The 24,878-nt window shown below is 71.4% G+C and carries 25 protein-coding genes and 1 tRNA gene; 17 read left to right on the top strand and 9 right to left on the bottom strand.

Annotated elements, in window-relative coordinates:
* Nucleotides 1-19 precede the first annotated feature (19 nt).
* From ABKA19_RS04480 to ABKA19_RS04505, 6 genes are all read right to left on the bottom strand, one after another.
* Nucleotides 20-2,776, bottom strand: coding sequence for an aminotransferase class I/II-fold pyridoxal phosphate-dependent enzyme (locus ABKA19_RS04480; RefSeq protein WP_353687844.1), 2,757 nt, complete (start codon nt 2,774-2,776; stop codon nt 20-22).
* A gap of 309 nt (nt 2,777-3,085) precedes the next feature.
* Entirely contained in the window at nt 3,086-3,910 is an 825-nt protein-coding gene (locus tag ABKA19_RS04485; RefSeq protein ID WP_353687845.1) for a hypothetical protein, read from the bottom strand.
* Nucleotides 3,911-3,923: 13 nt separating this feature from the next.
* Complete coding sequence (locus ABKA19_RS04490; RefSeq protein ID WP_353687846.1) at nt 3,924-5,408, bottom strand: efflux transporter outer membrane subunit; 1,485 nt, start codon at nt 5,406-5,408, stop codon at nt 3,924-3,926.
* Nucleotides 5,409-5,412: 4 nt separating this feature from the next.
* Entirely contained in the window at nt 5,413-6,597 is a 1,185-nt protein-coding gene (locus ABKA19_RS04495) for an HlyD family secretion protein (RefSeq protein ID WP_353687847.1), read from the bottom strand.
* A gap of 12 nt (nt 6,598-6,609) precedes the next feature.
* Nucleotides 6,610-7,224: a DUF3302 domain-containing protein gene (locus ABKA19_RS04500; protein ID WP_353687848.1), complete on the bottom strand. Its 615-nt coding sequence runs from the start codon at nt 7,222-7,224 to the stop codon at nt 6,610-6,612.
* Nucleotides 7,221-7,649, bottom strand: a complete 429-nt coding sequence (locus ABKA19_RS04505; RefSeq protein ID WP_353687849.1) for a response regulator transcription factor — start codon at nt 7,647-7,649, stop codon at nt 7,221-7,223. The genes ABKA19_RS04500 and ABKA19_RS04505 overlap by 4 nt, the downstream gene beginning before the upstream one ends.
* A gap of 254 nt (nt 7,650-7,903) precedes the next feature.
* On the opposite strand from ABKA19_RS04505, the gene ABKA19_RS04510 reads away from it, so the two are divergent.
* The 8 genes from ABKA19_RS04510 (at nt 7,904) to ABKA19_RS04545 (ending at nt 16,342) form a co-directional block, all read left to right on the top strand.
* Entirely contained in the window at nt 7,904-10,087 is a 2,184-nt protein-coding gene (locus ABKA19_RS04510) for a PAS domain-containing sensor histidine kinase (protein WP_353687850.1), read from the top strand.
* 4 nt (nt 10,088-10,091) lie between these two features.
* A complete protein-coding gene (locus tag ABKA19_RS04515; RefSeq protein WP_353687851.1) occupies nt 10,092-10,739 on the top strand; it encodes a response regulator transcription factor in 648 nt (215 codons plus the stop codon).
* 20 nt (nt 10,740-10,759) lie between these two features.
* Nucleotides 10,760-11,419 carry a hypothetical protein gene (locus tag ABKA19_RS04520; protein ID WP_353687852.1) on the top strand — a complete coding sequence of 220 codons (660 nt, stop codon included), beginning with the start codon at nt 10,760-10,762 and terminating at the stop codon, nt 11,417-11,419.
* 136 nt (nt 11,420-11,555) lie between these two features.
* Nucleotides 11,556-12,569: a tRNA dihydrouridine(20/20a) synthase DusA gene (dusA, locus tag ABKA19_RS04525; RefSeq protein ID WP_353687853.1), complete on the top strand. Its 1,014-nt coding sequence runs from the start codon at nt 11,556-11,558 to the stop codon at nt 12,567-12,569.
* The gene (locus tag ABKA19_RS04530) at nt 12,566-13,507 is read left to right on the top strand and encodes an arginine deiminase-related protein (RefSeq protein WP_353687854.1); all 942 of its coding nucleotides are present in this window, start codon (nt 12,566-12,568) and stop codon (nt 13,505-13,507) included. The genes dusA and ABKA19_RS04530 overlap by 4 nt, the downstream gene beginning before the upstream one ends.
* 268 nt (nt 13,508-13,775) lie before the next feature.
* Nucleotides 13,776-14,105: a hypothetical protein gene (locus ABKA19_RS04535; protein ID WP_502945715.1), complete on the top strand. Its 330-nt coding sequence runs from the start codon at nt 13,776-13,778 to the stop codon at nt 14,103-14,105.
* 59 nt (nt 14,106-14,164) lie between these two features.
* Nucleotides 14,165-14,848: a response regulator transcription factor gene (locus ABKA19_RS04540; RefSeq protein ID WP_162376362.1), complete on the top strand. Its 684-nt coding sequence runs from the start codon at nt 14,165-14,167 to the stop codon at nt 14,846-14,848.
* Between the two features lie 48 nt (nt 14,849-14,896).
* On the top strand, nt 14,897-16,342 hold the full coding sequence (locus ABKA19_RS04545) for an ATP-binding protein (protein WP_353687855.1): 1,446 nt from the start codon (nt 14,897-14,899) through the stop codon (nt 16,340-16,342).
* Nucleotides 16,343-16,486: 144 nt separating this feature from the next.
* Here the strand turns inward: ABKA19_RS04545 and ABKA19_RS04550 are convergent, their stop codons facing one another.
* Both ABKA19_RS04550 and ABKA19_RS04555 read right to left on the bottom strand, forming a co-directional pair.
* Nucleotides 16,487-17,269, bottom strand: a complete 783-nt coding sequence (locus tag ABKA19_RS04550; protein WP_353688050.1) for a M90 family metallopeptidase — start codon at nt 17,267-17,269, stop codon at nt 16,487-16,489.
* Nucleotides 17,236-17,529: a hypothetical protein gene (locus tag ABKA19_RS04555; protein ID WP_353687856.1), complete on the bottom strand. Its 294-nt coding sequence runs from the start codon at nt 17,527-17,529 to the stop codon at nt 17,236-17,238. The genes ABKA19_RS04550 and ABKA19_RS04555 overlap by 34 nt, the downstream gene beginning before the upstream one ends.
* Before the next feature lie 128 nt (nt 17,530-17,657).
* On the opposite strand from ABKA19_RS04555, the gene birA reads away from it, so the two are divergent.
* From birA to ABKA19_RS04590, 7 genes are all read left to right on the top strand, one after another.
* Entirely contained in the window at nt 17,658-18,626 is a 969-nt protein-coding gene (gene birA, locus ABKA19_RS04560) for a bifunctional biotin--[acetyl-CoA-carboxylase] ligase/biotin operon repressor BirA (protein ID WP_353687857.1), read from the top strand.
* Nucleotides 18,623-19,399, top strand: a complete 777-nt coding sequence (locus tag ABKA19_RS04565; protein ID WP_353687858.1) for a type III pantothenate kinase — start codon at nt 18,623-18,625, stop codon at nt 19,397-19,399. Before birA ends, ABKA19_RS04565 begins: the two co-directional genes overlap by 4 nt.
* An 11-nt stretch (nt 19,400-19,410) precedes the next feature.
* Nucleotides 19,411-20,085 carry an SPOR domain-containing protein gene (locus tag ABKA19_RS04570; RefSeq protein WP_353687859.1) on the top strand — a complete coding sequence of 225 codons (675 nt, stop codon included), beginning with the start codon at nt 19,411-19,413 and terminating at the stop codon, nt 20,083-20,085.
* A gap of 18 nt (nt 20,086-20,103) precedes the next feature.
* Nucleotides 20,104-20,179 (top strand) — tRNA-Thr (locus ABKA19_RS04575).
* 119 nt (nt 20,180-20,298) lie between these two features.
* Nucleotides 20,299-21,222: an arginase gene (gene rocF / locus ABKA19_RS04580; protein WP_162376356.1), complete on the top strand. Its 924-nt coding sequence runs from the start codon at nt 20,299-20,301 to the stop codon at nt 21,220-21,222.
* 98 nt (nt 21,223-21,320) lie between these two features.
* The gene (locus ABKA19_RS04585) at nt 21,321-21,473 is read left to right on the top strand and encodes an entericidin A/B family lipoprotein (RefSeq protein ID WP_162408484.1); all 153 of its coding nucleotides are present in this window, start codon (nt 21,321-21,323) and stop codon (nt 21,471-21,473) included.
* Nucleotides 21,474-21,694: 221 nt separating this feature from the next.
* Nucleotides 21,695-21,910: a CsbD family protein gene (locus tag ABKA19_RS04590; RefSeq protein WP_162376354.1), complete on the top strand. Its 216-nt coding sequence runs from the start codon at nt 21,695-21,697 to the stop codon at nt 21,908-21,910.
* A 191-nt stretch (nt 21,911-22,101) separates the two neighbouring features.
* Here ABKA19_RS04590 and ABKA19_RS04595 read toward each other — a convergent pair whose 3' ends face one another.
* Nucleotides 22,102-22,992 carry a hypothetical protein gene (locus ABKA19_RS04595; protein ID WP_353687860.1) on the bottom strand — a complete coding sequence of 297 codons (891 nt, stop codon included), beginning with the start codon at nt 22,990-22,992 and terminating at the stop codon, nt 22,102-22,104.
* Between the two features lie 126 nt (nt 22,993-23,118).
* Here ABKA19_RS04595 and ABKA19_RS04600 point away from each other — a divergent pair, with 126 nt between their 5' ends.
* Nucleotides 23,119-24,480 carry a tryptophan--tRNA ligase gene (locus ABKA19_RS04600; protein ID WP_353687861.1) on the top strand — a complete coding sequence of 454 codons (1,362 nt, stop codon included), beginning with the start codon at nt 23,119-23,121 and terminating at the stop codon, nt 24,478-24,480.
* 13 nt (nt 24,481-24,493) lie between these two features.
* Nucleotides 24,494-24,808: a hypothetical protein gene (locus ABKA19_RS04605; RefSeq protein ID WP_353687862.1), complete on the top strand. Its 315-nt coding sequence runs from the start codon at nt 24,494-24,496 to the stop codon at nt 24,806-24,808.
* Nucleotides 24,809-24,878: the final 70 nt, after the last annotated feature.

Raw genomic sequence — 24,878 nt, forward strand, 5'->3', positions numbered from 1 at the left:
CCGGGAGTTCGGCGGATGGTTAACGGTCGGAATGGGCGCGCCGGCCGGCGAGCACCGACGGCTTGATCAGCTTGATGCCCTGCGCGGCGTTGTAGCCATGGATCTCCTTCACATCGAGCTTGCGCATGAAGGCGATGGTGTCGGCGGTGATGATCTGGCCGGGCACCATGATCGGGAAGCCGGGCGGGTAGGGAATGACGAAGTTGGCCGAGACCATCTCCGGCCCGTCGCGCAGGCGCGCGTCGAGGTCCGGGCTGGCGAGCCTGATGTACTCGCAGTTGTCCTCGTCGTAGGCCATGAAGAACGCCGGCCGCATGTGGCCCTCGTTGCTGGGCGCGGCCGGGTCGTCGCGGAACGCATCGTGGAAGCGGCTGAAGTTGGGCAGGTCCGGCACGTCGGTCATCAGCGAGGCGACCCGCTCGTCGAACACCCGCTGGTCCACCGCGCTGGCCTGCGCCAGCCGCGCGTCGATCTCGCGCGACAGGTCGGCCAGGGCCTTGATCAGCAGCGCCGCGTCGCTGTGGGTGTTGTTGATGTTGGTCTGGACCAGGATGCTGTTGCGCGAGGTCTTGTTGATCTGGATGTCGAAGCGCTCGGCGAGCATGCCCTTGAACTGGGTGCCGTCGAAGCCGGCGGCGCCGCAGACCACGGTCAGCCGGGTCGGATCCAGCGCGAACTCGTCCTCGTCCCACGCCTCGGCGGTCTGCGCCCAGCTCGCGTTCGGCGGACCGTAGTCCTTCAGCCCCGACGGCCGGAACTCGGCCGGGATCATTTCCTCCGGGGTGGCCACGCGGAAATACTTCGAGATCAGCGGGTGGGTATTGACCGCGTGGCGGATGCGCAGCGCCAGGTCGGTCATCTTCAGGGTCAGCGCGTAGCCCTCCAGCTCCATCTGCCGGCGCGCCAGGTCCAGCGAGGCGATCAGCTGCAGGTTCGGCGAAGTGGAGGTGTGGGCGAGGAAGGCTTCCTGGAAGGTGCCCTGCACCTTGTGGAAGTCCTCGTCCCAGATCAGCATCATCGAGCCCTGCCGGAACGCGGACATCGACTTGTGGGTGGAGTTGGTCTGGTAGACGCGGATGCGCACCTTGTCCGGATCGGGCAGGCGGCGGGCGTCGAGCGCGGCCGGGTCCTTCGGGTCCAGCGCCGGTGCGTCCTTGGCCCAGGCCTCGTACTCGGCGCGGTAGGCGGCGCTGCGGTAGCGCTTCGTCAGCGCCGCCGCGGCGCCCATCGCGGTGCGCCGGCGGTGCAGCGGGTTGAAGCGGGCGAAGCCGAACCAGGCCTCGTCCCACAGGAACACCAGGTCCGGCTTGATCGCCAGGCACTCCTCCATGACCTTGCGCGGGTTGTACATGTGCCCGTCGAAGGTGCAGTTGGTCATGTCGATGGCCTTGACCCGGTCCAGGGTGCCGGCCGCGGCGCAGTCCAGCAGCGCCTGCTTGATGGTCCGCAGCGGCACTGCGCCGTACATCGAGTACTCGGTGAGCGGGAAGGCTTCGACGTAGTAGGGCTGCGCGCCGCTGAGGACGAAACCGTAGTGGTGCGACTTGTGGCAGTTGCGGTCGACGATGACGATGTCGCCCGGCTTGCACACCGCCTGCACGATGATCTTGTTCGAGGTCGAGGTGCCGTTGGTGCCCAGGTAGGCGCGCTTGGCGCCGAACGCGCGCGCGATCGCCTCCTGCGCGCGCTTGATGGTGCCGGTGGGCTCCAGCAGGCTGTCCAGGCCGCCGGTGGTGGCGGAGGATTCGGCGAACAGGATGTTGGTGCCGTAGAACTCGCCCATGTCGCGGATCCAGTTGGACCCGAAGATCGACTTGCCGCGCGCGATCGGCAGCGCGTGGAAGGTGCCGATGGGGCGCAGCGCGTACTTTTTCAGGTTGTCGAAGTACGGCGTCTCGTAGCGGTCCTTGACCCCGTCCAGGATCGCCAGGTGGATCTCCATCGGTTCTTCGACGTGGTGGAACATGCGCCGGATCGGCGCGGCGTCCTCGCTGCCGGCCAGCTGCTCGGGGGCGCGGTCGGAGAGCAGGTAGAGGTCGAGTTCGGGCCGGAACTCCTTGATCTTGCCGGCCAGCGCGGTGGCCAGCACGCCCGGGTCGAGGCTGTCCTGGCGGGCCTCGAAGTGGCGGGCGAGGAAGGCCTTGAGGTCGGGCACGTCATGGCGCGAGGCGTAGCCGAAGCCGTCCACCAGGATCACCGCCTGCAGGTCGAAGTTGACCATCACCGCCAGCAGCGCGTCCTCGAGGCTGCCCACGTGCACGGCCGAATACTGGAAGGCATCGTCCGCACGCTGCATGCGGCGCATCTCCTCCTTCGCGCGCGCCCACTGCGACGGATCGCTGGGGGTCACGACCAGCACTTCGAAGTAGGGCTTGTCGGCGGTGCCGGTGACGTCCGGCGGCAACGCGTCGAGCACCGCGCGATCGGCCGCGTCGGCGGTGTTCCAGGCGGCCTCGTCGCGGCGGTAGTCGCCGGAGAGCAGCGCGCCGGACACCTTCTGCACCAGCCGCGCGAACAGCGCCGCGTCGCCGCCTTCCAGCGCCTCGCGCAGCGCCGCGAGCAGGCGCTCGCCCGGGTAGGCCCAGCAGTACTCGAGCCGGACCACGGCGTCGAACAGGTTCGCGCAGGCCTCTCGGTCGCGGCCGCGCGTGGCGTCGCCCGCGCCGGCCCAGGCCCGGGCGGCGGCGTTCAGCTGGCGCCACTGGTCGCTGCGCAGCGATGCGGCGACCAGCACGTTGGACAGGGAAGGATCCCGGGACTGGTTCTGGGCGCTCATGGTCGGCTCTCTGGACGGCGGCTAGGCGCCGCGTGGCGGAACGAACAGGCGAAGACCGGGCCGCTGTCGGCACGATGCGGGGTCACGCTAGAACTGTCGGGCGTCGGGTGGAATTGGCCCTTGGAACTACGCACGGCGCCCGCGCCACAACGCGCATGGAAGTGGCTCGCCGAAAGCATTTCGTGTCGTCGGCCAGCCCGCCGTCCGCGACCGCCGCGCCGTGGTGTGCAAGCGCCTGGTCACGCGCACGGAAAGACACCGGCCGTCACCGGCCAGGGGTTGCCATGCGTGCCGCCCAGCGGGGCTCGGTCAGAAGCGGTAGACCACGCCCAGCCTCAGGCCGCTGTCGATGAAGCGGAAATTGCCGTCGAAGCTGTTGCGCTCGGCGTCGGCGTCGATCCGGCGCAGGGTGTAGTCCAGCGACGCGCCCCAGTTCTCCCACGGGAACCATTCCACGCCGAAGCGGCCGAAGGTGATGTCGGCATCGATGTTGTCGATGTCGGCGGCGAAGTAGCCCACGTCCGCCGACAGGCGCCAGTCGCTGCCGCCGGGCACCCAGCGCCAGCTGCCGCCGATCGAGGGCGCGGGCAGGTCGGCGCTGACGCTGCTGCCGACGCTGCCGCTTCCGACCGGGTTGCCGTTGGCGTCCACTTCCAGTTCCAGGTCCAGGCCGATGCTGTACCAGACCAGGCCCAGGCGCGGGCCCATCACCCAGGTGTCGCGGTCCAGGCCCCAGTAGACGTAGTAGATGTCGTACGTCTCCAGGTCCAGCTCCGCGCGCAGGGTGCTGGAGGTCTCGTAGATCTCGCCGTCGAACTCTATATCGCGGTCGATCTGGCGCCGGGCGTCGGCGCTGTCGCGGTAGTAGGCCAGGCCGAACTCGTGCCTTTCCCACGGCCGCCACGCCACGCTGGCGAAGGCGATGGTATTGCTCGAGTCCAGGCCAAGGTCGCGCTCCAGGTCGATGCGGGTGCCGTCGTCGGTCTGGCCGTCGGCGCGCACCTTGGTGTCGAAATCGGTGACGTAGCCGCCCAGGCGCGCGCTGAAGGTGTCCAGCGGTTCGACGGCGCGGCAGTCCTGGGCCGCGGCGGCGAGCGCGGCGCAGGCGAGCAGGGGGGCGAGGCGGGTGTTCATGGTGGCGGCTCCGTCAGTGGTCCGTAGCGGGGATGTCATCGGGTGAGGCGGCGGACAGGTCCGGGCCGGCCACGGCCGGCGCCTCGCCGAAGCTGCCGCCCAGGGCCAGGTGCAGGTCCACGCGCCGGGCCAGGCGCTCGCGGCGCACGTGCAGCAGCGTGACTTCGGCGGCCCATTGCGCCAGCTGGCGCTGGTTCACCGCGCGCAAGTCGGACTTGCCGACGCGGTAGGCGTCCTGCTCCAGGCGAGTGACGTCGCGGCTGGCGTCGGCGGCCTCGGCGAGGATGCGCTCGCGCTCGGCCAGCACGCGATCGGCGTTGAGCGCGTCCTCCACCTCGCCCAGCGCCACCAGCGCACGGCGCGCATAGTCGGCCACCGCCTGCTTCTGCTCGGCGGTGCGCACATCGACCTGCGCGGTCAGCGCGCCGCCGGTGTACAGCGGAATCACCGCGGTGGCCGCGGTGCTGGCGGTGGTCTGCTCCAGGTCGTCGCGCACCTGCACGGCCTCGTTGCTGATCCGGCCGTAGCCGGCCGACAGTGACAGCGTGGGCAGCATCGAGGCCTTGGCCTCGCCGACCCGGTCGAAGGCAGCGGCGACGCGGCGCTCGGCGGCGACCATGTCCGGGCGGCGGTTGAGCACGTCCATCGGGATGCCGGCCGGGACCGGACCGGGGAACGGTGTCAGGCCGTCGCGCGCGGCCAGGGTGGCGCCCGGATAGCGGCCGAGCAGCAGTTCGAGCGCGCGCAGGGCCTGCCGGTGCGCCAGCTCCATCTGCTGGCGGGCGTCCTCGTAGGTGGCCAGGTTGGCGCGCGCGGTCAGCACTTCGCCGTCGGTGCCGATGCCCACCTGCTTGCGCTGCTGGCTCATGTCGAGCAACTGCCGCGAGGCATCGGCCATGTCGACGGCCAGTTGCTGTTGCAGCCGGGTTTCGCTGGCGACGAACCAGGCGCGCGCGACCGCCGCGGCGAGCGACTGCTGGGCATAGCGGTAATCGGCGCTGGTGGCATCGCGTCCGGCGCGGGCGGCATTGCGCGCATAGCGCATGCGTCCCCACAGGTCCACTTCCCAGGACACGCGCAGCATCACGCCGCTGAGCAGGGCGACCAGGTCGGCCACCGGCTTGGAACCGGCGCGGCCGAGGATGCCCACCGCCGGCTTGAGCTGGGCCTCGGCCAGGTCGACTTGGGCATTGGCCTGCTCCAGGCGCGCCGAGGCGATCCACAGGTCGGGGTTGTTCTGCAGCGCCTCGTAGACCAGCCGCGAAAGCTCGGCGTCGTCGAACGTGGCCAGCCAGCCGTCCTCGACCCGTGCCGCGCTGGCCTGCGCCGACCAGTTCGGCGGGATCGTCGCCTTGCCCAGCGCCTGCGCCTGCACCTGGCTGGCGGTGGGCTCGGGCAGCACCGCGCAGCCGCTGGCCACCCCCAGCACGAAGGCGGCGGCCGCGGCGCGCAGGGTGCCGGGCAGCGGAAGTGATGGCGGCGGCGGGATCGGTCGCATGGCGTCAGTGCAGCTTGAGCACGAGCCAGTCGAGCTTGGTGCCGACCCGGATGATCACCTTGCGGATGATGTGGATCAGCGCGCCGCGCTCGGTATAGATCGCACCCTGTCCCTGCGCGCCCATCGCCAGGAAGGTGGTTTCGTCCGCGCCTACGGGCCGCAGGCGCACCGCGATCTTCCCGGGCGGCACCGGCTGGGTGACGTTCTGCCCCGGAAGCATGCCGCCGATCGGCAGCTGCCCGGTGCTGGAGGCCCACACTACCGAATCGACCTCGCACTTGATGATCCGGTTCGGCATCACCTTCAGCGCGATCTCCGCCTCGTTGCCCGGTTCGACGTAGCGCAGTTCGTTCTGGGCGTACATCGCCAGCACCCACTGCTCCTTCTCGACGAAGCTCATCACCGGTGCCATGGGCAGGTTGGCCGCGTAGGAGCCCACGCGCAGCTGCAGGTTGATCACGCTGCCGTCGGCCGGCGCGTAGACCGTGGTCTGCTCCAGCTGCCAGGTGGCCTCGACGATCTGCGCGCGCAGCTGCTCGATCGCCGCCTTGGCCTGCGCCACTTCGGAGAGCTGGTCGTCGCTGGTGCGCGCGGACATCTTCTGCTCGACCTGGGCGACCGTGGCGGTGGCCGAGGCCAGTTCGGCGCGCAGGCTGGCCGCCTCGGCCTCGGCCTGTTCGCGGTCGAACACCGAACCGGCGCCGGTCTGGGCCAGGTCGGCGGTCTGCCGCTGGCGGCGCTCGGCCAGCGCCAGCCGGGCCGCGACCGCCGTGCGCGTGGCGCGCGCCGAGCGCAGCTGCTCGTCAAGTTCGCGCTGGTAGGCGTTGGCGGTGTCCAGCTTGGCCTCCAGCTCCGGCAGCTTGGCCTCCAGCGCGCGCAGCTCCTGCTGGAACGGCACCGGGTCGATGCGGAACAGGACGTCGCCCTTCTTCACCGGGCGGTTGGCCTCCACCGGCACCTCGATGACCCGGCCGGCCACCCGCGGCACCACCTGCACCACGTAGTTGATCACGCGCACGTCCGCCGAGGAGGGCGCGACGATGTTGAGGAACAGGATCAGCGCGGTCAGCGCGAAGATCGGCAGCGACACCACGATGATCTGCGAGACGAAGTTCCACGGCAGCCACTTGAACTTGAAGAAGATCAGCCAGACGAAGAACGAGTAGATCAGCAGCAGGATGATTTCCATGGTCGCCTCGCCTCAGGTGCCGTCGCCGTCGCGGGGGGCCGGGGCGCGGCCCGGTCCCGGAGTCATGGCCACGGCCATCTCCAGGGCGCGCAGGCGGCGGCGCAGCTCCTCCAGTTCCGCGTGCGGCGCGGCCGCCACCGCGGCGGGCGCCACGGCAGCGGCGGGGGCGGCGGCCAAGGCCGGCGCCTCGGCAGCCTGCGCTTGCGCCGGGCCGGCGGCGTCCTTGAACGGGGTTACCGCCGCGTCGTGGTCGTCGTGGTCGTCCTGGTCGGTGCCATAGGCGAGCTTGTGCAGGACCGGCTTGGTGTAGGCCCACAACCAGGCCAGCGGCCACAGCAGGCCGCCGAAGAACAGCGACAGCAGGCACAGGGTCTTGATCGCCGCCAGCTGCGGATGGCGGCGCTGGTGGGCGATCTTCTCCGGCAGGATGTGCACGATCCAGAACACGCTGATCAGCACCACCGGCACGATGATCAGCGCGATCCAGGCGATCACGTCGGCCATGGTGTCCAGCGCTTCGCCGCTCAGCAGCGAGGCGTGCGACAGGCCCGGCGCGGCCGCGGCCAGGGCCGTGGTGGCCGCGGTCGCGGTGCGGACGGGACGGGCAAAGGGACGGGGTGCGCTCATGGGCTCTCCTGCGGATGCTTCGCAAGCGGCGGGCCGCGGTCGCGCGGGCGCCCGTGCTGGTGCATGGCCGCCTCGATCGCGCCGATCAGGATGTCGTCGTCCACCGGTTTGGTCAGGTAGCCGTCCACGCCGGCGGCCAGTGCCGCCGCCCGGGTCTCGGCGGTCTCGTTGCCGGTGAGGATGACCACCGGCAGCACCAGGTCGCGCTCGCGCAGCGCCGCCTGCACGTCGAGCCCGGTCAGGCGTGGCATGTGCAGGTCCAGGACCACGCAATCGGGCAAGCTGTCGGCGACGTGGCGCAGGAATTCGGTGCCCGACGCATAGGCCAGGACTTCGAAGCCGGCCGCGCGCAGCAGCCGCTGCAGCGAATGACGCACGTCTTCCTCGTCATCCACCACGGCAACGATGGGAGGCTTGCCCGTCATGGGTCCACCATCGCCGGCGACCGCGGATCGCGGCAATTGGCCGTTGGCCCTACGCCCCGTGTACGCGGTGGAGGCGGGATGTGCGACGATGGGGCCGTTCCGGTGGCCTGGCCTCGGGGGAGCCCCACCGTGACAGGACGGCAACAAGGATGCCGTCCGGCCGGCCGCCTTTGCCGCGACGCATCGTTTGCGCCGCATCCCGGTCGCCGGCCCGGACCCGCCGCGCCGCCACCGTGCAAGTCAGGGACTGGATCATGGACTGGATCGACCTGGTATGGCCGATGCTGGCCGCCGCCTGCTTCCTGCTGGGGCTCATCCACGTGCTGCTCTGGCTGGATGCGCCCCGGCAGCGTGGGCAGATGGCCTTCGCCGTGGCCGCGCTGTCGGTCGGGGCCATCGCCCTGTTCGAGCTGGCCAGCTTCCACGCCGCCTCGCCGCAGGCCATGGCCGGCATCATCCGCGGGTGGCACGTGCCCATCGCGCTGATGACCTGGGCCATCGTCTACCAGGTCTGCTCGATGACGCCGAACGCTTCCCGCCTGCTGGGCGGGGCGGTGGCCGGCCTGCGCCTGCTGGCCCTGGTGCTGAACTATGCCACCGGCGACAACCTCAATTTCGCCTCGGTCGACGCCCTGGGCCGGACGGTCTGGCTGGGCGCGGAAATCGCCTATCCGATGGGCCGGGTCAATCCCTTCATGGTCGTGGCCCAGGCCAGCAACGCCCTGCTGTTGGTCTTCCTGCTGCATGCGCTGTACGGCACCGCGCGCCGCGAAGGCGTGCGTTCGCCGACCTTCTTGGTCTGCCTGGGCTGGCTGCTGCTCTACCTGACCATGGTGACCGCGACCCTGCCACTGATCCTCGGCCTGCGCCGCTGGCCGGCCGGCACCTCGCTCAGCGCGGTGACCACGATCGTGCTGCTCAGCGGCCTGCAGGCCTATGAACTCGTGCGTGCGCGGCGGACGGCCGCCGCCCTCCAGGACAGCCAGGCGCGGCAGATGCGCAGCCGGCAGGAACTGGAGCAGGCGGCCGCGGCCGCGGGTCTGGGCCTGTGGCAATGGCACGTGGGCGGCGGGTTCACCGAGAACCCGACCAATCGTGCCCTGCTCGGCCATGGCGAAGGAGGGGGTTGCGCGCTGCAGACCCTGTTCGACCACGCCGAATCGCCTGCGCGGGTGCGCGCCGAATTCGAGCAGGCGATCCGGCAGCCGGCGTTCGAGCTGGAATACCGGCTCGAGCGACCGGAAGGCGGGCATCGCTGGATCGTGCTGCGCGGCAGCGTCGAACATGACGCACGCGGCAATCCCAAGGTGGTGCAGGGCGTGACCGCTGACGTGACCCGTCGACGCGAGGAGACCTCGGTGCTGCGCACGCTGCTGGAGGCCGCTCCCAGCGCCCTGCTGCTGGTCGACGAGGGTGGCGTGGTGCGTTACGCCAACGCCGAGGCCGCGCGGGTCTTCGGCCACGAGGCCGAGGCCATGGTCGGCCTGCGCGCGGATGCGCTGATGTCGATGGACGTACCCGCCGACCACGCCCAGCGTCGGCACGAGTTCATGGTCCGCGAGCGGCCGTCCGGCGCCGAAGGCGCCAGCGACATGTACGGCCAGCGCCGCACCGGCGAGGCGTTCCCGATGGAAGTGCGGCTGTCGCACCTGGAGCTGGGGGGCGAGGCGCACGTCATGGCCGCGGTGACCGACCTCAGCGCGCGCCAGAAGCTGGAATACGAGATGGCCATGGAGCGCGAGAGCATCGCCCACCTGGCGCGGGTGACCATGCTGGGCGAGCTGTCCGGTTCGCTGGCGCACGAACTCAACCAGCCGCTGACGGCGATCCTGAGCAATGCCCAGGCGGCGCAGCGCATCCTCCATCGCGACCCGTCCGACCTGGAGCAGGTGCAGGAGATCCTGGCCGACATCGTCGACACCGACCGCCGCGCCGGCCAGGTGATCGGCCGCCTGCGCAGCCTGCTGCGGCGCGAGGCGCGCGAATTCGTGCCGCTGGACATCAACGACGTGGTCCAGGAATGCGTGCGGCTGATGCGCAACGACCTGCTCAACCGCCGCGTGGCGTGCCGGCTGAACCTGATGCCGGGCCTGCCCGGCTGCATGGGCGATCCGATCCAGCTGCAGCAGGTGCTGATGAACCTGATGCGCAACGCCAGCGACGCGCTGCCGGACGAGCCGGCCGAGCGGATCATCAAGATCCGCACCCAGCGTACCGACACCGGGATCTGCACCGAGGTGGTCGATTCCGGCAGCGGGATACCGGCGGACATGCTTGAGCGTATATTCACGCCGTTCGAGACGACCAAGCCCACCGGCATGGGCATGGGGCTGGCCGTCTGCCGCACGATCGTGCGTGCCCATGGCGGGCGCATCTGGGCCGAGAACGCGAAGCCCCGCGGTGCGCGCGTTTCCTTCGAACTTCCCGTGCAGGGGTGAGCCGATGGCCGCTGTCGTGCATATCGTCGATGACGATCCGGACGTCCTCAAGGCCCTGGCGCGCCTGCTGGCAGGGGAGGGCATGGAGGTGGCGCTGAGCGCTTCTACCGACGAATTCCTCCAGCGCTACGACCCGGCCAGTACCGGCTGCATCGTGCTGGACCTGTCCATGCCCGGCATGGACGGATTGCAGCTGCAGGCGATGCTGGCCGAGCGCGGTGCCCGCCACCCGGTCGTGTTCCTCACCGGCTGCGGCGACATCGCCAGCAGCGTGCGCGCGATGAAGGCCGGCGCGATCGACTTCCTGACCAAGCCGGTGGACGTGGACGCGCTGCTGGAGGCGGTGCGGCGCGGCGTGGTGATGGACGACGATGCCCGCCACCGCGACCACGACCGCGAGGACGCGCAGGCGCTGTTCGCGACCCTGACGCCGCGCGAGCGCGAACTGGTCCCGCACCTGCTGACCGGCCGGCTCAACAAGCAGATCGCCGGCGACCTGGGCATCGCCGAGAAGACCATCAAGGTCCACCGCTCGCGGATCATGCACAAGCTGCACATCCGCTCGCTGGTCGACCTGGTCCGCTTCATGGAGCGGCTGGGCGAGGCCGATGCGCCGGCCCGGGTGCCGGCGCGCGCCTCGCAGGGTGCCTGAGCGGGCGGGGCGCGGCCGCTGTGTCCACGGAGTTGCCCGGTTCGCGGCGGATCCTCGATCCGGGCGAGCGTGCCGCCGAGATCCTGTTCGGCGTGATCATGACCATGACCTTCACCGGCACCCTGAGCATCGCCGACGCCGGCCGCGACGACGTGCGGGTGATGCTGGTGGGCGCGCTCGGCTGCAACCTGGCGTGGGGGCTGATCGACGGCGTCATCTACCTGATGGGCTGTCGCGCCGAGCGCACCGGGGCGCTGCGGCTGTTCCGCGCGGTGCGCGACGCCGGTGGCGGCGAAGCGAGGCGGCAGGCGGTGGCCGCCGCCCTGCCGCCGCTGGTGGCCGGGCTGATGGCGCCGGAGGAGCTCGACCGCCTCGGCGAACGGGTGGCGGCGGTGCCCGAGCCCGCCGGCCAGGGCCGGCTGGCCCGCCGCGACTGGCTCGGCGCGCTGGCCGTATGCCTGCTGGTGGTGGCCACCACCTTCCCGCTGGCGCTGCCGTTCCTGCTGATGGACCAGGTCGGGCCGGCGATGCGCGCGTCCAATGCGATGGCGCTGGCCATGCTGTTCCTGGCCGGCGTGGTCCATGCGCGCGGCATCGGCCGCCCGCCGCTGCGGATGGGACTGGGGATGGCCGCGCTGGGCGTTGTCCTGGTGGCCCTGACCATCGCGCTGGGCGGCTGACCACAACGTGCGATGCATCGCAACGGCGCCCGAACGGGGGCCGGGCCAGGCATGCCTCGGGCGCTTGCGGCCTGTAGCATTCGCCACCTGCCCCCACCGAAACGCCCGGAACCCCGGACTCCGGAAGCCCGAGCCGATGCCCGACACCCACGCCTTGTCCCTGGATTCCCGCTACGCGGCGTCCGCGCGCCTGTCCGTTGCGCCGATGATGGACTGGACTGACCGCCATTGCAGGGTTTTCCACCGGCTGCTGGCCCCGCATGCGCGCCTGTACACCGAGATGGTCCATGCCAATGCGGTGGTCCTGGGCGACCGCAAGCGCCTGCTCGGCTTCGATCCGGTCGAGCAGCCGGTGGCGCTGCAGCTCGGCGGCAGCGAGCCCGCGCTGCTGGCCCAGGCCGCCCGGATCGGCGGCGAATGGGGCTACGCCGAGATCAACCTCAACTGCGGCTGCCCCTCCGACCGCGTCCAGGCCGGGCGCTTCGGCGCCTGCCTGATGCGCGAGCCGGCGCTGGTGGCCGAGGCCGTGGCGGCGATGCGCGCGGCTACGCCGGTCCCGGTCACGGTGAAGTGTCGGCTGGGCGTGGACGACGACCAGGACTACGAGCGCTTCCTTGCCTTCATCGATACGGTCGCCGCGGCCGGCTGCGCGACCTTCGTGGTCCATGCCCGCAACGCCTGGCTGCAGGGCCTGTCGCCGAAGGAGAACCGGGAGGTGCCGCCGCTGCGCTACGAATGGGCCTGGCAGCTCAAGCGCGACCGGCCTGGCCTGCAGGTGCTGGTGAACGGCGGTATCGCCTCGCCTGAGGCGGTCGAGGCGCAACTGGCGCATGCGGATGGGGTGATGCTGGGCCGCGCGGCCTACCACGACCCCTACCTGCTGCACCGCCTCGACGTCGCCCTGTACGGCGGCCCGCTGCGCGACCGCGCCGGACTGCTGCGCGCGCTGCGCCCGTACGTGGAGGCGCAGCTGGCCGCCGGGGTGGCGCTCAAGCACATCACCCGCCACGTGCTCGGCCTGTTCCATGGCCAGCCCGGCGGTCGCGCGTTCCGCCAGGTGCTGAGCGAGGGCGCGCACCGCGACGGCGCCGGCTGGACGCTGGTGGAACAGGCGCTGTACGCGACCGCGCAGCGGCGCGTGGCGGCGTGATCACCCGCGATACGCAGGCGTTCCTGGCGCTGGCGCGGGGCATGGCGCCGGACTTCGGCCCGGCCACCGCGCGCGCCGCGTTCCTGGTCACGCCCGAAGGTTTCGCCCGGGCCGAGCAGTCGGCCCTCGACAACCGCTACATGGCCGCGGCCGGGGGCTACCACTGCGAAGCGGCGCTGGCCGAGCATCGCGCGCTGCAACGCGCGCTGGCTGCGGACCTGCCGGTTTTCGCCTTCCCCGGCGACCCGGCCACGCCGGACGCGGTGTTCCCGAACAACGTCTTCGCCACCGCGCGGCCGGATGCGCGGGTGGATCCGCATGGCCGACCGCGGCTGGTGGTGGGGCGCATGCGCCACCCGGTGCGGCGCGGCGAGGCCGACCGCGCCGACATCCGCGGCTTCTTCCGCGCGCTGGCCGGCACCGAGGAGATCGACCTGTCGCAGCAGCCGCACCCGTGCGAGCTGACCGGATCGATGGTGGTCGACCGCGCCCGTGGCCTGGGCTACTGCGGCCTGTCCGAACGCTGCGACGAGACCGGCGCGCGCCTGGTGCACGAGGCCTTCGGCCTGCGCGCGACGCTGGTGTTCGACCTGGCGCCGGGCGAGTACCACGCCAACGTCGTGCTGGCGGTGCTGGCCGGGCGCGCGGTGCTGGTCAGCCCGGCCGGTTTCGCCGACCCGGCCATCGCCGAGGCGATCGCCGGGTTCTATGCGCCGCACGTGGTGCGGCTGCGGGCCGAGCAGCAGGCGGCGTTCGCCGGCAATGCCATCGCCCTGGCGCCCGGGCGCGCATGGATGAGCCAGGCCGCCGCCGACTCGCTCGATCCCGGGCAGCGGCAGGTGCTGGCCACGGCCGGCTTCGCGCTCGGGCAGGTGCCGCTGGCGGCGATCGAGGCCGGCGGCGGTTCGCTGCGGTGCTGCGTGGCGGAAGTGTTCTGAGCCGGTCGCCGGCTGAACCGGATGCTGGCCGCATGTGGATAAGTTCAGACCGGATTCACCGCTTTCTAACGAACATCGTCGTCCAACAGCGCCATTGGCCCCCTGCCCGTATGCGGCGGGATTTGCCATTCCCGCCCGAGTCCGTTAGGAAGTCGTGATGACCCGCCTGCTCCGCCTTGCCATCGCCCTGCTGCCGCTCGCCCTGGGCACGGCCGCGGCTGGCGCGCAGGAGGCGCCGCGGCAGCGCGGCCCGGAGTCCGGCCCGCGCATGGGTGGACCGCGCGAGGTACGTCCCCGCGAGTCCCTGATGCAGCGCGGCCGCAGCGAGCGCGAGATGCCGCAGGCCTCCCGGCCCGCGCGGGAGCCGGCGCGCCCGCCGGCCCAGGACAGCCGTTCGATCTCCGATGCCGTGCGCCGGGTGCAGCGCACCACCGGCGGCCAGATCCTGGGCGCCGAGCAGGTGCCTTTCGAGGGGCGCAACATCACCCGGGTCAAGTACATGGACGACCGCGGCCGGGTCCGCTACATGGATTACACCGGGGACCCGGGCACGGCGCAGCGCGGGCAGCCGCGACGCGCCGATAACGACGAACGCTAGACAATGGGCACCCGGCCCGGAGGCCGGCCCCATCAGACACTGCAACTCAGGGAGAGTGCATGCGTATCCTTCTGGTCGAAGACGAAGCGCCGCTGCGGGAAACGCTGGCAGCGCGGCTCAAGCGCGAAGGCTTCGCGGTCGATGCCGCGCAGGACGGCGAGGAAGGCCTGTACATGGGCCGCGAGGTGCCGTTCGACGTGGCGATCATCGACCTGGGCCTGCCCAAGATGTCGGGCATGGAGCTGGTCAAGGCCCTGCGTGACGAAGGCAAGAACTTCCCGGTGCTGATCCTGACCGCGCGCTCGAGCTGGCAGGACAAGGTGGAAGGGCTCAAGCAGGGCGCCGACGACTACCTGGTCAAGCCGTTCCACGTCGAGGAACTGCTGGCCCGGCTCAACGCGCTGGTGCGCCGCGCCGCCGGCTGGAGCAAGCCGGTGCTCGAGTGCGGACCGGTCGCGCTGGACCTGGCGGCGCAGACCGTCAGCGTGTCGGGCAGCAACGTCGACCTGACCAGCTACGAGTACAAGGTGCTCGAATACCTGATGATGCACGCCGGCGAACTGGTCTCGAAGGCCGACCTCACCGAGCACATCTACCAGCAGGACTTCGACCGCGACTCCAACGTGCTGGAGGTCTTCATCGGCCGCCTGCGCAAGAAGCTGGATCCGGACGGCGAACTCAAGCCGATCGAGACCGTGCGCGGTCGCGGTTACCGCTTCGCCATCCCGCGCACCGACGGCTGAGCCGGGCGCACGGGCCGCCTGGAACCGGGCAGGACGACGGGAGACTCCGTGCAGCGCAGCCGACTGGGGTTCCGGCCGTGGCGGCCGCGCTCGCTCAAGGCACGACAGCTCACCGCGGCCAGCATCAGCCTGGTCGCGTTCCTGATGCTGGCCGGCTTCGCCCTGGACCGCGCCTTCGCCGAGACGGCGGAGGCCAACCTGCGCCAGCGCCTGAAGAGCTACGCGATGGCGTACGCGGACAACATCGACTTCGGCCGCGACGGATCCCTGTACACGCCGGAGCTGGGCCCCGACCCGCGCTTCCACCGCCCCGGCAGCGGCCTGTACGCCGAAGTGGTCATGCCCAACGCGCACTGGGCCTCGCTGTCGGCCGAAGGGCCGCTGCTGCCGGAGGTAGCCGGCCAGCTGGAACCGCGCCAGGAGCGCTTCGACGGGCCACTGGCGATGACCCAGGTCGATGGCAGCGAGGGCGAGGTCTACCGCTATGGCATCGGCCTGGTCTGGGCCGAGCGCGGGCCCGACAACGAGTTCCCGTACTCGATCTTCGTGATGGAGGACGCGCAGACGCTGGCGGCGCAGGTGCGGGTGTTCCGCGCCGCGCTGTGGGTCTACCTCGGCGGCGCCGGCCTGATCCTGCTGCTGCTGCAGGTGGTGATCCTCAACTGGAGCCTGCGCCCGCTGCAGCGCGTGATCGCCGAGCTGGTACGTGTCCAGCGCGGCCAGCTGCAGCGCATGAGCGAGCGCCACCCGCGCGAGCTGGAGCCGCTGACCGAGAGCATCAACGCACTGATCGACAGCGAACGCGAAAACCTGGACCGCCAGCGCAACACCCTGGCCGACCTGGCCCACAGCCTGAAGACGCCGCTGGCGGTGCTGCGCACCCAGCTGGATGCCGGCGAGGGCAAGGGGCCGCGCGAGGCCGGCCTGCGCGAGGACGTGCTCCGACAAGAGCTCGACGTCCAGCTCAAGCGCATGAACGACCTGGTCTCCTACCAGCTCGCGCGCGCGGCCTCGGGCGGCCACAAGCTGTTCTCGGCGCCGGTGCCGATCGAGTCCACCGCCGAGGAGATCGTGCGCGGCCTGGAGAAGGTGTACGCGGCCAAGAACGTGCTGTGCGAATTCGACGTGGCGCCCGGGGTGCAGTTCTACGGCGAGGCCGGCGACCTGCAGGAGCTGCTGGGCAACCTGCTCGAGAACGGCTTCAAGTGGGCGCGCCACCGCGTGCTGCTGACCGCGCGCCCGGCCCCGGGCGCGCCCAACCGCCGCGCCGGCCTGCAACTGGCGGTGGACGACGACGGCCCCGGCATCGCGCCGGAAGACGTGGCCAAGGTGTTGCAGCGAGGCGTGCGCGGCGACGAACGCGTGCAGGGACACGGCATCGGCCTGGCGATCGTGCAGGACCTGGTCCGCGACTACCGCGGCGAGCTGCAGGTCAGCCGCTCGCCCGAACTGGGTGGCGCCCGCTTCGAGGTGACCCTGCCGCCGGGATTGTGATTCCCGTGCCGCCCACGCATGGCGCACGCGGCCGCGCGACAGTGTTCCTGTAGGAGCCCATCCTCATGGGCGACACGAGGGCATCGATGGGGCGACGTTGAACGCTGGGCCCCGGACGCCTTCGCGTCGCCGATGAATCGGCTCCTACAGGGCCGGGGGCGGGCCGTAGAAGCGCGCCAGGTGCGCGGCCACCTCCGGCATCGCTTCGGCCAGCAGTGACGGGGCGGAGAAGTGGTACTCGGTGGCGACCGCGAAGAACTCCTCGGGTGCCTCCGCCGCGTAGGGATCGATGGCGGTCTCGCGGCCGGCGTCCACCTGTGCGCAGAACGCCTCGTAGGCGCGCTGGAAGTCGCGGGCCCATTCGCGATGCCAGCGGGCCGGCAGGGGCGGGGTGCCGTCGAGTTCGCCGTCGAGCACGTCCAGCTTGTGCGCCATCTCGTGGACGGCCACGCAGTAGCCGGCCGCCGGGTCTTCCAGGTCGGCCTGCACGTCGGCCCATGACAGGATCAGCGGGCCGTGGTCCCAGGCCTCCCCGGCCAGGTCGTCGTCCCATTCGTGCAGCACGCCGGCCGCATCGACATGGCTGCGGCGCACCCGGAAGGCGTCCGGGTACACCAGCAATTGCGACCAGCCGCGCAGGCCGGCAGCGCCGAACTCCAGCAGCGGCAGGCAGCACAGCGCGGCCAGCAGCACCCGCTCGCCGTCGTCCAGCTGCAGGCCTGCCAGCGGGGTGATGGTCTTCTCGTGCAGGAAGCGGGCGGCAAGCGCGCGCAGGCGCTCGCGGCGTTCCGGTTCGAGCGCGGCCACCCACGGCAGGCGCGCGCAGGCCGCGTGCCAGAGGGTGTCGTCGAGGGATCCGGGGCGCGGCCGCAGCCAGCGCAACAGCGTGGCTATCAGCGGAACATGCCCGGCAGGAAACTGTGCCAGCGATTGCCGCGCACGCGCGGGACCGCGCTTTCGCCATCGCCGCCGCCACCGCCGGTCGCGGCCGGCTTCGGCGTGCTCCTGGCCGCGGGCGGCGTGGCCGGGCGGGCCTGCGGTGCATCGCCCTCGGCCACCGCCACCGTCGTTGCGGGGCGTGCGTACACGCAGGCGCCGTTCTTCGGTGCCGGCTCGGACTCGGCAGGCGCCGCCCAGCACATCGCCGGGGCGGCGAGCAGCAACAGGAACGGGAGCAGGCGGCGCATCGGCGGATCCATCGACCGGGCGGAGGGCCCGACTATAGCGCGGCCGGCGCCGCCCGGCATGTGCCTGGGGCGTGGCGCCAGGGGTGATAATCGCCGGTCGGAAGTGGCCGCCCGGCCGGGGAGTCTGCGTGGACGATCGCCAATTGCTGGTCAGGCTCGGGACCGGTGCGGTGTCCGGCGACGCGCTGGCGCGCGAGGCCGGGGTGACCCGCGCAGCGGTGTGGAAGCGGATCGAGGCGTTGCGGTCGGCGGGCGTCGAGATCGAGGCCCGCCCCGGGCAGGGTTACGTCCTGGCGCATCCGCCGGACCTGCTCGACCTGGCCGGGTTGCAGGCGTCGCTGGCCGGCGCGCTGGTGGCCGGCCGCGATTCGCTCGAACTGGCCTGGAGCCTGGATTCGACCAACAGCGAACTGCTGCGCCGCCCGCCGCCGGCCGGCACGCTGGTGCTGCTGGCCGAGCGCCAGACCGCCGGGCGCGGACGCCTGGGGCGGGCCTGGAATACGCCGCTGGCCGGCCAGGTCTGCCTGTCGGTGCGGCGCGGATTCGAGGGCGGACTGGCCCGCCTAGGCGGACTCAGCCTGGTGGCCGGCGTCGCGGTGGCCGAGGCGCTGCGCGCGCTGGGCTTCGGATCGGTCGGCCTGAAGTGGCCCAATGACCTGGTGGCGGGCGATCGCAAGCTCGCCGGCCTGCTGGTCGAGGGCGGAGGCGAGTACGCCGGCCCGGTGCAGGCGGTAGTCGGAATCGGGATCAACGTGCGCCTGCCGGCGGCCGTCGCCGCCGCGATCGACCAGCCCTGGACCGACCTGGCCGGGCTCGCGCCCGACGGCCGACCACCCTCGCGCAATACCGTCGCGGCGGCGGTGTTGCAGCGGCTGCTGCCGGCGCTCGATGCGTTCGATCGCGACGGGCTGGCGCCGTTCCTGCCTCGCTACGAAGCGCTGGACGTACTCGCCGGGCGCCCGGTACGCGTGCTCGCGGGGCGCGAGGTGGTCGACGGCCAGGCCATCGGCCTGGCCGTCGACGGCGGCCTGCGCGTGCGCACCGGCGAGGGCGACCGGATTTTCCATGCGGGCGAAGTGAGCGTGAGGCCGCGATGAGCGACTGGTTGTTCGACCTGGGGAACTCGCGCTTCAAGGCCGCGCGCAGGCGGCCGGACGGTGGCATCGGCGAGGTGCTGGCCTGGCCGCACGGCGCCGAGGCGATGGCCAGCGGCGACGATGCCGGCCAGGTCCCGCTGCCCCGCGGTCGCCGCGCCTGGGTCGCGAGCGTGGCCGCAACGGCGTTGACCACGCGGGTGATGGCGCTGCTGCGCGAACGCTTCGAGGAGGTGCAGGTCGCCCGCACCCTGGCCGAATGCGGCGGCCTGCGCGTGGCTTATCCGCAACCGCAGCGGATGGGCGTGGACCGCTTCCTCGCCCTGCTCGCCGCGCGTGCGGGCGGTGGCGACGTGCTCGTCGCCGGTGTCGGCACCGCGCTGACGATCGACCTGCTCGACGCCGATGGCATCCACCACGGGGGGCGGATCGCGGCCTCGCCGACGCTGATGCGCCAGGCGCTGCAACAGCGTGCGGTGCAGTTGGCTGCCTCCGGGGGTCACTACCGCGAGTTCGCCGACGATACCGAGGATGCGCTGGCATCCGGCTGCGATGGCGCGGCGGTCGCGCTGGTCGAGCGCTCCCTGCGGCACGCGCGCGAACGGCTCGGCCGCGAGCCGGCGCTGCTGCTCCACGGTGGCGGGGCGGAGGCGTTGCTGCCGCTGATGCCGGCGGCACAGCTGCGCGTGGCCCTGGTCCTGGAGGGCCTGGCGGCATGGGCGCAGCTGCACGCGCCGGACGAAGCCGATGGGCCGGCGCCGCTGTCGTCCCGCTAGAATCGCCGTCCATGCGAGTCCGTGCCCTGATCGTCGTCCTGGTCGCCCTCAACCTCGGTGTCGCCGCCTGGTGGCTGACGCGGCCGTCGCCCGCGCCGCGGCCGCTGCCAGCGTCGGACAAGGGCGGCGTCGCGCTGGTCCTGCTGCCGGCGCAGGCGGCGACGACCTCGCCTGCGACCGCCAGCGGCAACGGAGACGTCGGGCCGCAGGCTGCCGGCCCCGCGCCCGCCACCTGCCTGAGCGTGGGGCCGTTCCCCGACCGGGGCGCGGCCGAGGTCGCGCAGGCGGGGCTGGGCACGCTGCTGCGCGAGGCGGAGATCCGCGAGGAACCCGGCGCGGCGAGCGGCTATCGCGTGCTGCTGCCGCCGGCCGCCAGTCGCGCCGAGGCGCAGGCGACCGCCGATCGCATCGCGGCCGCAGGCTTCCAGGACTTCCTGCTGCTCAACCAGGGTGAGGATGCCAACGGCATCGCCCTGGGTGCCTATCGCGGGCGCGAGACCGCCGAGCGCCGCGTCGCGGCCTTGCGCGCGGCCGGGTTCCCGGCGCAGCTGCGCGCGCAGGGCGCGGCTGGACCGTCGCGCTGGTGGCTGGACGGTGCCAGCGCCGATGCCGATGCCGTGCGCGCAACGTTCCCCGCCGCGCAGGAGCGCGACTGCGCGACGCTGCCTGGCGGCACGCTGCGCTAGAATCCGACGCGCCACGACGCCGCCTTAGCTCAGCTGGTAGAGCAACCGCCTTGTAAGCGGTAGGTCATCCGTTCGATCCGGATAGGCGGCACCACATCGCGTCCGGTCGGGGCGCGAAGGCATCTGCGCGAGCCGCTCGTCGCTGCGTTGCGGCGGGCCAGCGTCCGCGCCCTTGCCTAGAATGGACGTCCGCAATCCACCTGCAGACGATCCATGCCCCGCAGCTATCCCCCTGTTTCCTTCATCGGCGTGCCGACCGACATCGGCGCCGGCCATCGCGGCGCCTCGCTGGGGCCCGAGGCCCTGCGCATCGCTGGCCTGGCCGAGGCCTTGGCCGGGCGCGGCATCGACGTGCGCGACTGCGGCAACCTGGCCGGCCCGGCCAATCCCTGGCTGCCGCCCGAGGCCGGCTACCGGCACCTGGACCAGGTCGTGGCCTGGAACGGCGCGCTGATGGAAGCCAGCCTGCGCGAGCTGCGCGCAGGCCGGATGCCGGTGATGCTCGGTGGCGACCATTGCCTGGCGATCGGCTCGATCACCGCCGTGGCGCGCCACTGCCGCGAGACCGGCAAGAAGCTGCGCGTGCTGTGGCTGGACGCGCACGCCGACTTCAACACCAGCGACGTCACGCCGTCGGGCAACGTCCACGGCATGCCGGTGGCGTGCCTGTGCGGCCTCGGGCCGGAGGCGCTCACCCGCCTGGGTGGGGAGGCGCCGGCGTTGCAGCCGGGCCAGATCCGCCAGATCGGCATCCGCTCGGTGGATCCGGAGGAGAAGCGGCTGGTCAAGCAGCACCGCCTGGACATCTACGACATGCGCTACATCGACGAGGTCGGGATGAAGCGGGTGATGGCGCAGGCGCTCGACGGGGTGGACGCCGACACCCACCTGCACGTCAGCTTCGATGTCGACTTCCTCGATCCGGGGATCGCGCCGGGCGTGGGTACCACCGTCCCCGGCGGCCCCAACTACCGCGAGGCGCAGCTGGTGATGGAGATGATCGCCGACACCGGACGGATGGGCTCGCTGGACATCGTCGAGCTCAACCCGGTGCTGGACGACCACAACATCACCGCCGAGCTGGCCGTGGACCTGGTCGAGAGCCTGTTCGGCAAATCCACGCTGATGCGCGACTGAACATCCCCGGCACGCATTCACGCCGGTTCCACGGTGCCCCCTCCAGATTGGCCGCCAACCCGCACAGGTTGCGGTCGAACCGTCACGAGGAGCCCGAAATGAAGCGCATCATCGCCCTGACCCTGCTGAGCCTGTTCTCCGTATCCATGCTGTCGGCGTGCAACACCGTTTCCGGCGCCGGCAAGGACATCGAAGCGGCCGGCGACAAGATCGACGACAAGGCGCAGGACTGCAAGGACGGCAAGTGCTGATCGCCGATCCGCATCGCGTCGCGGGAAAGGGCCGGCCATCCGGCCCTTTTCTTTTCGCGGCGATGCAAGCGTGCGGCGGTGATGAGCGGTTCAGCCGGATAACTTCGCATTGACGCGGGATGGATCGGCGCCCAACGGCGTACGCGGGACACTGGCGCCACGGTCAACCGAGCAACGAAGCGAAGTGGCCGTCCCCCGACACGCACAAGCAGGAGCATCACATGAATCGCGACATCATCGGTGGCAACTGGAAGCAGCTCAAGGGTCAGATGCAGGCCAAGTGGGGCGACCTGACCAATGACGATTTCGATGTGGCCGAAGGCAACGCCAAGTACCTTGCCGGCAAACTGCAGGAGCGTTATGGCTGGGAGAAGGATCGCGCCGAGAAGGAAGTGCGCGAGTTCGAGAGCAGCCTGGACGAGCGTTACCGCCACTGACGGGGCGACTGCCTCGACAGGGGAAAGGGCGGCGCAAGCCGCCCTTTTCCGTGTCTATGGCTCGTCGCTCCCGGTCGACGGGTGCGAAGTCGAGCGGACCGGAGCGTTGCCCGCCTGCGCCGCCAGCGCGGTCGTGCAAGCCGGTTTTGCTTCTCCCTCGAAAGGGAAAGGCGGGCGTGGTTCCGCCGCGCTCAGCGCGGATCGGGGACGAACTCGCCAGGGAATGGACGTGGCTCGTCCAGGGGCGGCCGGTGCCTGCCCGGTCGATGCAGGGTCGGCATGCGCACGCCGCGCGCGAGCAGCCCGGCCCGTGTGTCGTAGCGCACCTCGCTGACCTGTGATGGCACGGCTTCGCGCTCGAAGCCGGTGTAATAGGCCCGCGATCCCTCCACGGCGCCATGGCCGGTGCCCAGGCCCGGGGCTGGCGCGCCCGATGCGATGGCACGGGCCTCGGAATGCACGCCGTCGCGATGCGGGCCGTGGACGCCATCGGTCGTCCGCTGGATCGCCCTGGCCTGACGGCCGTTCGATGGTTCGCTGTCATGCGCTTCGCGGGCGCTGCCGATGGCGATCGGGGGAGGCAGATAGGTGGGCGCATGCTCGCGGAACACGGCCACGCCGATCACGCCGATGTTCGCCGGACGGCCGGTCCTCGCGGCGTAGCTGCGCGCCGGGTCGTCGAACACGAACCGGGCCACGGTGCCGAGCGACTTGCGCCAGCCGGTGACCTCCAGCGCCTGCCAGGGGCCAAGCACGTAACCGGCCTGGCCGAAGGCTGCCGAGCGCCCGTCGATGGCGTTGAGCCCGTCGACCGACAGCACCACCAGTACGCGGCTGCCGGTGAGGTTGCGCAGGCCGATCGCGTAGGGCCGGCCAGGCTCGCCGGCCACCCACGCCTGGCCCTGGTGGTGCCAGGACTGCAGGCGCCGGCCGCTGCCGCGGTCGACGATTTCCAGTTCCACCAGCGCCGGCGAGGGGTCGGGCCGGTGGGCGTGTGCCGGCGCGGTCATCGCCAGCGCCAGCAGGAGAAACCGTGCGAAAGACGCCAATGCGGTCGCGATCGCGTTGCTCGGGGTGGTCATGGCAGTGGCCGCTGGGAGGTTGCCTGCGATGAACGCGCCACGGGCGGCAATGGGGTTTTCTTCGTTTGTCGCCGGACCCGACGGCCGTCCAAGGTAGAATCGACCGGTCTCAACCGCGCATCCGCCATGACCGTCCGAGTCCTCACCGGCATCACCACCACCGGTACCCCGCACCTGGGCAACTACGCCGGCGCCATCCGGCCGGCGATCGTCGCCAGTCGCGCGCCCGGGGTGGAGAGCTTCTTCTTCCTGGCCGACTACCACGCGCTGATCAAGGCCGACGATCCGCAACGCGTCGCCCGCTCGCGCCAGGAGATCGCCGCGACCTGGCTGGCCTGCGGCCTGGATCCGCGGAAGGTGACCTTCTACCGGCAGTCGGACATCGTCGAGATCCCCCAGCTCACCTGGCTGCTGACCTGCGTGGCGGCCAAGGGCCTGCTCAACCGCGCGCACGCATACAAGGCGGCGGTGGACAAGAACGTCGCCGCCGGCGAAGACCCCGACGCGGGCGTCAACGCCGGCCTGTACATGTACCCGGTGCTGATGGCCGCCGACATCCTGGCCTTCGGCGCGCACAAGGTGCCGGTGGGTCGCGACCAGATCCAGCACATCGAGATGGCGCGCGATATCGGCCAACGCTTCAACCACCTCTACGGCGAGGCCTGGCGCCAGGCCACGGGCAACACCGGCGAGCCGCTGGTGCTGCCGGAGGTGCAGATCGACGAGAACGTGGCCACGCTGCCCGGCCTGGACGGGCGCAAGATGTCCAAGAGCTACGACAACACGATCCCGCTGTTCGCGCCGCCGGCCGAACTGAAGAAGCTGGTGATGTCGATCGTGACCGACTCGCGCGCGCCCGGCGAAGCCAAGGACACCGAGGGCTCGGCCCTGTTCCAGCTTTACCAGGCCTTTGCCACGCCGGCGCAGGCCGAAGAGATGCGCCATGCCTTCGCCGATGGCATCGGCTGGGGCGACGCCAAGCAGCGGCTGTTCGCGCTGGTCGACGAGTCGGTGGCGCCGATGCGCGAGCAGTACGCGCAGTTGATCGCCAGGCCGGCGCAGCTGGAGGAAATCCTGCAGGAAGGCGCACGCAAGGCGCGCGACATCACGGTGCCGCTGCTCGACGGCCTGCAGCGCGCCGTCGGCCTGGGCCCGTTCCGGGCGGCTGCAGCCGGTACCCGTGCGAAGAAGGCGGCCGCCGCCAGGCTTCCGCAGATCAAGCAGTACCGCGAAGCCGACGGCCGCTTCCATTTCAAGCTGGTGGATGCAGACGGGCGCCTGCTGCTGCAGGGCGATGGCCACCAGTCGCCGCGCGAAGCCGGCGAGGTGATCGCCCGGCTCAGGCGCGAGGGCCTGAACGCGCTGCACGAGATGGAGCTGCGCGCGGTCGGCCTGCTGGGCGAGAGGATCGGCACGCTCGGCGAGGGCCTGGCCGGCGTGGACGAGGTACTCGATGCGCTGCGGCAGCTGGCGGAGGCCGAGGCGTGAGGGCGCGACGCTGATGGCCTGGCTGTCCCTGCTGCTGTTCCTGCCCTGGTTCGCGTTGCTGGGCGTCCTGTACTGGGTGTACCCGCGCACGCCTCGGCCGCTGGCGCGGCGCGTATTCGACACCGCGGTGCTGATGCTGGCGCTGGTTTTGAGCATCGCCGGCATGCTCTGGGGCTACAGCGAAGGCGTGGCCGACGCACGCAGCGGGCCGATCTGGCGCCAGGTGCTCGCGGTGCTGTACGCCTACGGCGCGTTCCTGGCGGTGCTGGCGCTGGCGATTCCCCTGCGCATGCGGTTGATGGATGCGTGGCGCCAAGGGCCCATGTAGGAGCCGGTTCATCGGCGACCCGACGCCGCCGGCGCAGGCGACATCTTCGTCACCCCGATGCCCGTGTCGC

It is taken from the genome of Pseudoxanthomonas sp. Soil82, from assembly GCF_040446535.1.
In the GTDB taxonomy this organism is placed as follows: domain Bacteria; phylum Pseudomonadota; class Gammaproteobacteria; order Xanthomonadales; family Xanthomonadaceae; genus Pseudoxanthomonas; species Pseudoxanthomonas kaohsiungensis.